This window comes from Candidatus Sordicultor fermentans (assembly GCF_012728195.1).
In the GTDB taxonomy this organism is placed as follows: domain Bacteria; phylum Atribacterota; class Atribacteria; order Atribacterales; family Caldatribacteriaceae; genus Sordicultor; species Sordicultor fermentans.
The window spans coordinates 1-6,080 of sequence record NZ_JAAYFP010000008.1; the positions used below are offsets into that span (position 1 = coordinate 1).

General features: G+C 44.0%; 6 protein-coding genes. 3 read left to right on the top strand and 3 right to left on the bottom strand.

The annotated features are described in order from the left end of the window. Nucleotides 1–266, bottom strand: a 266-nt coding sequence (locus GXZ17_RS00320; RefSeq protein ID WP_409375298.1) for a nucleoside deaminase, incomplete at its 3' end; no start/stop codon positions are given. Next, nucleotides 263–742, bottom strand: coding sequence for a YbaK/EbsC family protein (locus GXZ17_RS00325; RefSeq protein WP_409375299.1), 480 nt, complete (start codon nucleotides 740–742; stop codon nucleotides 263–265). The genes GXZ17_RS00320 and GXZ17_RS00325, both read right to left, overlap by 4 nt. A gap of 519 nt (nucleotides 743–1,261) precedes the next feature. Between GXZ17_RS00325 and GXZ17_RS00330 the strand changes: the two genes are divergently transcribed. Genes GXZ17_RS00330 through GXZ17_RS00340 form a run of 3 tightly spaced genes read left to right on the top strand, consistent with a single transcriptional unit; the run spans nucleotide 1,262 to nucleotide 5,000 of the window. After that, nucleotides 1,262–2,257: a hypothetical protein gene (locus GXZ17_RS00330; protein ID WP_409375300.1), complete on the top strand. Its 996-nt coding sequence runs from the start codon at nucleotides 1,262–1,264 to the stop codon at nucleotides 2,255–2,257. Beyond that, complete coding sequence (locus tag GXZ17_RS00335; RefSeq protein ID WP_409375301.1) at nucleotides 2,254–3,357, top strand: NAD/NADP octopine/nopaline dehydrogenase family protein; 1,104 nt, start codon at nucleotides 2,254–2,256, stop codon at nucleotides 3,355–3,357. The genes GXZ17_RS00330 and GXZ17_RS00335 overlap by 4 nt, the downstream gene beginning before the upstream one ends. Then, entirely contained in the window at nucleotides 3,354–5,000 is a 1,647-nt protein-coding gene (locus GXZ17_RS00340) for a methionine synthase (protein WP_409375302.1), read from the top strand. Before GXZ17_RS00335 ends, GXZ17_RS00340 begins: the two co-directional genes overlap by 4 nt. Here GXZ17_RS00340 and GXZ17_RS00345 read toward each other — a convergent pair. Next, nucleotides 4,973–5,335: a S1 RNA-binding domain-containing protein gene (locus GXZ17_RS00345; RefSeq protein ID WP_409375303.1), complete on the bottom strand. Its 363-nt coding sequence runs from the start codon at nucleotides 5,333–5,335 to the stop codon at nucleotides 4,973–4,975. The two genes, GXZ17_RS00340 and GXZ17_RS00345, sit on opposite strands and share 28 nt — an antisense overlap. Between the last annotated feature and the right edge of the window lie 745 nt (nucleotides 5,336–6,080).

Genomic DNA, 6,080 nt, shown 5'->3' on the forward strand with positions numbered 1-6,080 from the left:
CACATAGGACAGGGCTCCAGAGTAACAAAAAGAAAAGCATCACTCAGGCGCCAGCTACCTAAAACCCGAGAAGCTTGATTGATAGCTATAATCTCAGCATGAGCGGTCACCTCTTGTCGCTTTTCCCTTTGATTATGAGAGCGAGCTACAACCTCTCCCCCTGAAACGACACAGGCACCTACCGGAACCTCGTCTTCCCGGAAAGCCTGTTGAGCTTCCTCCCAGGCAATTTCCATAAATTTTTCTTTCATAATATCTTCGTTCATTTAACCGAAATCACCCGTCCTCCAGTTAACTCTACCAATTCCTGAAAAGAAAGCCGGAACACGCTGCGAGGGTCACCAGCAGCTGCCCAGATTTCCTCGTATTTCTCCAGGTCCTGATCAATAAAAGTTTCTATTTTCTCTTTGTGACCCAGAGGAGGAACTCCCCCGATGGCAAAACCGGTTTTTTCCCTCACAAACTGAGCATCCCCCTTGCAGACGGGCTCTCCCACCAGGCATTCCAGTTGCTTTTCGTTAACCCGGTTCTCCCCACTTGCTAAAACTAAAAAAGGGCGATGAGTGTGTGCTCCTTCAAAAATCAGAGACTTAACAATCTGTCCTATCTCGCAACCAATCGCCCGAGCTGCTTCTTCAGAGCTCCGAGTAGAGCAAGAAAACTCCACTATCCGTGAGGATAGGCCCACTTTTTCTAACACTTCTCTAAACCGATTTACTCCTGACTTTACCTCTCCAGACACAGCATTTCCCCCTTTTACTATACATTTTACCTTTCTATCTCTACTTTGCAAGGCCTCTGGATGAACACTCGCTTTATGTTTTCATCTCAAGGAAAAAATCGAAACCATGGCCGGTCACAGAATTCATTGTAACCCTTCTCTCGATGAAAAAGCCCGTTATCCAGGGGAAAATAGCCTATTCCTCCCCTATAGTTCTGGAAGCTACCCCTTTAGCAAGCGCACCCCTCTTTGCGTGGCAGCAAATTACATCGTGCTAAAAGCAACCCTCGCAATAGCGAAAGAGAAATAGGCTGTTTTATTTCTTTCTTCCTCAGAGCTATCTTCAGCTTTTTACTTACTCTGTAGCTCTTTTGTTTTCCAAAGTTATGAGTGAACATCCCCTTTTTTATAGGTCTGTGGTCATAACACACTTGAGTCTATAAGACCTCCGAAGGCTTATTGCTGCCCCGTCCGGTCAAAAATTTGCACTAAGAAACCAACTTGTGTTATCCTATTTCGGTAAAAGGGTAAAAGGAAGTGATGCCTATTAAAAACATCTGGATTACCTACAGTCAGGAAATTCTCGAAAATCAGGAAAAAAGCTATTATAAAACCAGGAGCGAACTTAAAGGCAAAACCTTAACCATGATAGAAGAAGCATTGCAAGAAGCAGGATGGGAAGTAAATAAAATCAGTGTAGACCTGCCCTTGCCTCAGTTAACTGAGTTTTTCTCTCAAAAAATAGACTTGATATTCAATCTTACCATCTGCGTTTCGGGTATTTATAATCAGGCTTTTCTCCCTCTTCTTTTAGATGCCAACAATATACCCTATCTGGGGTCTAATTCCGTAGTCCACTCTCTTTGCCTGGACCGTTCTCTGAGCAAACTCTGCTTAAGGGGGATAGGCATACCCACCCCTTCTTATTTTATATGGTCTTCGAAAGAGGAAATACCAGAAAATCTGGATTTTCCCCTCATCATAAAGCCCCGTTTTCGCTCTCACCAGGAAATAATTAGCGCACAATCGGTGGTCTCCAACCAGGAAGAGTTAGAAAGAGAATTACAGAGGGTTTTTTCAGAAACCAGAGACGAAGTGATAGCGGAAAAGTTCTTGACTGGAAGAGAAATGATGATAGGAATCTGGGGCAACGGGAAAAGCGCCTCCCCCTTACCCATTATGGAGGTTAACGTTTCTCGTCAGGTTCTTCTCTGGGATTTTCAAACTAAAAATGACAAAGGATATGTAGAAGACGTGTTGTGCCCCGCTCCTCTCAGCGAAGAACAAAAAAACCAGATAGAAAAAATGGCTCTCAAAATTTTCCAGGAATTGCATATGAGGGATTATGCTACTTTCAAGCTGATATTTTCCGAGAAGGAAGAAATACCCTTCTTTTTTGAGCTCAACTCTCTTCCCTCTCTTTATTATCGACACAGTGCCTTCCCGGAAATGTGCAACGCCAGTGGAATAGATTATAAAACTATGGTGCAGAAATTAGCCCGGATCGCCGAAGAGAGGGTGGCCAGGAAACTATGAACCAGAATCAAGAATTAACTTTTGCTGTGCTGGGAGCAGGACACGGAGGGCAGGCTCTGGCCGCATATCTGAGCCTGAAAGGATTTCGAGTCAATCTTTTTAACCGCACTCCAGAGCGGATAAACTCTATAAAACTTATGGGAGGAATGCAAGTCGAAGGAGAAATACAAGGCTTCGTTCCTCTCAATCTCGTGACTTCTGATATAGAAGAAGCTATCCGGGGTGTAAAAGTGATAATGATAGTGGTTCCTGCCACCGGTCATCGTTATCTGGCCGAGAGATTGAGCAATTACTTAGAAGACGGCCAGATCATAGTCCTTAATCCTGGGCGCACTGGAGGGGCATTAGAAGTAAAACAGGTTCTAAAAGAAAGGGAGTGTCAGGCTAAAGTAATAATAGCTGAAGCACAAACATTTATCTTTGCCAGCAGAATTTCTGGCCCAGCTCAGGTGAAGATTTTCAGAATTAAAAATAGCGTGCCGGTAGCTGCTATCCCTGCTCATCAAACAGTGGAGGTAGTGCAAACCTTAAGAAAAGCTCTTCCTCAATTTGTCCCCGAAGATAACGTTTTGAAAACCAGCTTCAACAACATTGGCGCAGTTTTCCATCCCACCATAACCATACTCAATGCCGGTCGTATCGAAAGCACTCACGGAGGATTTGACTACTACATAGAAGGAGTTACCCCTTCGGTAGCATTGATTTTAGAGGAAGTGGATAAAGAAAGAGTAAAAGTGGGGGAGGCTCTGGGAATAAGAGCAATCACCGCCCGGGAGTGGCTCTATTCTGCTTATGATGCCCATGGCCGCAATCTTTTTGAAGCCATTCAAAATAACCCGGGATATTACGGAATCAAAGCCCCTTCTACTATTTTTCACCGCTACCTGACAGAAGACGTTCCTGCCAGTCTTGTTCCTATCTCTTCCATAGGTCATATGTTAGGAACTCCCACTCCCACAACTGATACCATGATTCACCTTGCCTGTATTCTTCATGGAAGAAACTACTGGCAAGAGGGAAGAACGGTGGAAAAATTGGGGCTTGAAGGTTTGAGTGTCAAAGAAATTCGAGAAATGGTGGTAATGGAGGAAGAAGAATGAAAACAATTTTAGGAGCATCGCTGGGCAATTGCGTCCATGTGGCTGGCATATATCGCTTTCTGTCTTTGGCTGAGCAATATGGTTACCAAGCCCATTTTTTAGGCCCGGCTATCCCCACAGAAAAACTGATAGAGGCAATAAAAGAGAAAAAGCCGGAAAGGGTGATAGTGGGCTACCGGTTGAGCGAAGAGGCAGCCCGGAATATATTCCAGGAGCTCAAAGAAGCTTTGCAAAAAAATCAATTACTGGGCAAATTTATCCTCATTTTAAGCTGCACCCCTGCTTTAGAAAACGTGGCTCGCCAGACGGGGATTTTCGATTACATATTTACTGGTAAAGAGCGCTTTGAAGAAATAGTACAAAGCATAACCGGACACAAAGAAAGTTCTCCAGAAGAAAAATATCCTCCTACGCTTCCAGAGAGAATAAAAGCTAAAAGCCCTTTTCCTCTTTTGAGGCATCACTTTGGACTGCCTTCTCTATCTGAAACCATAGAGGGCGTAGCTCGAATCAGCGAATCCCGGGTTATAGATGTTATCTCCTTAGGCCCAGACCAGAACGCTCAGGAATTTTTTTTCCAGCCTCACCTGATGAACGAGGAAAAAAGGGGAGCAGGAGGCGTTCCTCTGCGTCACCCGGAGGATTTAAAAAAAATATATGAGGCTTCTCGCCGGGGGAATTTTCCTCTCCTGCGCTGCTATAGCGGAACCAATAATCTGGTGGAATGGGCTCACCTTTTGAAAGAAACTATTAACATTGCCTGGGGAGCAGTGCCTCTTATGTGGTACAGCCAGTTAGACGGTCGCTCTCAAAGGAGCCTCCCTGTAGCAATTCGGGAAAACCAGGAAGCCATGAGGGCTTATGCTTCACTGGGAGTCCCTCTGGAGGTGAACGAGTCTCACCAGTGGAGCTTACGCGATGCTCCCGATAGCGTAGCAGCAGCCACCTTTTACCTTGCTGCCTACAACGCCAAAAAAGCCGGAGCTCGTTATTATATTGCTCAATACATGCTCAACACTCCACCGGGCATATCCCCTCAGGCCGATTTAGCTAAAATGCTGGCTAAAGCGGAGCTCGTAAAAGAGCTGGAAGGAGAAAGCTTTACTGTTTTTACCCAGACTCGAGGAGGGTTAGCTCATTTCTCTGTAGACCTGAACGTAGCCAAAGGGCAACTGGGGGCTTCCACTTTCCTGGGTTTATTCCTTCAGCCTCAAATCATACACGTAGTTGGTTTTTGTGAAGCCGACCACTTAGCTCATCCGGAAGAAGTAATAGAAAGCGCTCAAATAGTAGAAGGAGTGATAAAAGATGCTCTTTTCGGGCTTCCTCAGGTACAAAACGACCCTGTTATTCTTGAAAATAAAGAGAGGATAAAAAGAGAGGCTAAATTAATTTTAGAAGCAATTAAAAGAATAGGAAAAGAGGAAGAAGACCCCTGGGCCTCTCCTCAGGTACTGACCCAGGCGGTAGAAGAGGGAATATTAGATGCTCCCCATCTACTGGGCAATCCTCACGCACCGGGAAAAGTTAAAACCCGAATCATAGATGGATTTTTAAGAGTAGTTAATGAAAGAGGAGAAATAATAACGGAAGAAGAAAGACTGAACCCCCTTCTTCAACGCTTGCGCTTAGAGTCATTGTAGCGTTTTAAATCAGTAAGTTTTTCCTGGCTTTGTTTTAGAAAACGGTTCATTTTTTGCTCAAAGACAGCTTTGCTTTTTTCCAATTTTGCCTCGTAGTCCCTATCTTCGTTGACTTTTTTGATGGAAAGATCTATTTTCCCATCAGGAGCAATGCCAATTACTTTTACCCTTACCTGGTCATTCACCTTCAAATATTCATTGACATCCTTCACAAAATGATTGGAAATTTCCGATATGTGCACCAAGCCCTTTTTACCATCTTCTAACTCCACAAATGCTCCAAATTTGGTAATACCCACCACTTTACCTTCCACTATGTTACCAACTTCAACCATTAACTTCCAACTATCCTCCTTTACAAAAATTGAGTTTATTATACAAACGACGCCCTGAAGTGTCAAGAATTCGAGGGCTCTATGTCAACAACAATCTCCTTTTGATTTGATATGAACGGGAAGAGTATTTCTCTCCAATAAATTTCCAACACTTAAAATCATAAAATATTCTCCCCCGCACCTCAACCCTGGTATTATGACTTTTTACTTAATACGAAAACTGGCAACCTGGTCGCTTAAAATATAGTTAACCGCAAAATCCATTGTAATTAACTCTCACCTGATCCTCGCCTGATGCCTGATGGCAAACCATAAGACGGCAATAGGGGGTAAACCCCTTATGAACCTCTTTCTTATTCGTCACCCCTGAATGTCTCTATCATCCCCTCAGCTGTCATTCCTGAATGGTTCTATCAGGAATCTAAATTATTTAAGGCCAAAAGCCTTTGGATTCCCACCTCCTCGTCACCCCGGCAATTTTTAAGCCGGGGTCTAAATTATTTAAAGACAAGAATATTTGGATTCCCGACTAAAAATTTCGGGAATGACGGAAAAGAGGGGTCACCCCTGAATGTCTCTACGAGGGGTCTAAATCAGAGGAGAGGAAACCCTCCCTTTTCTGTCATCGCGAGGAGCGATTGAGGTGGCGACCTCGCTTTTCTGAGCCTCAAAATACTTAAAAAGCAAATTAGATAGAGTAAAAAACTTGGGATTGCCACGTAAGCGAAACCACGAACTCGCAATG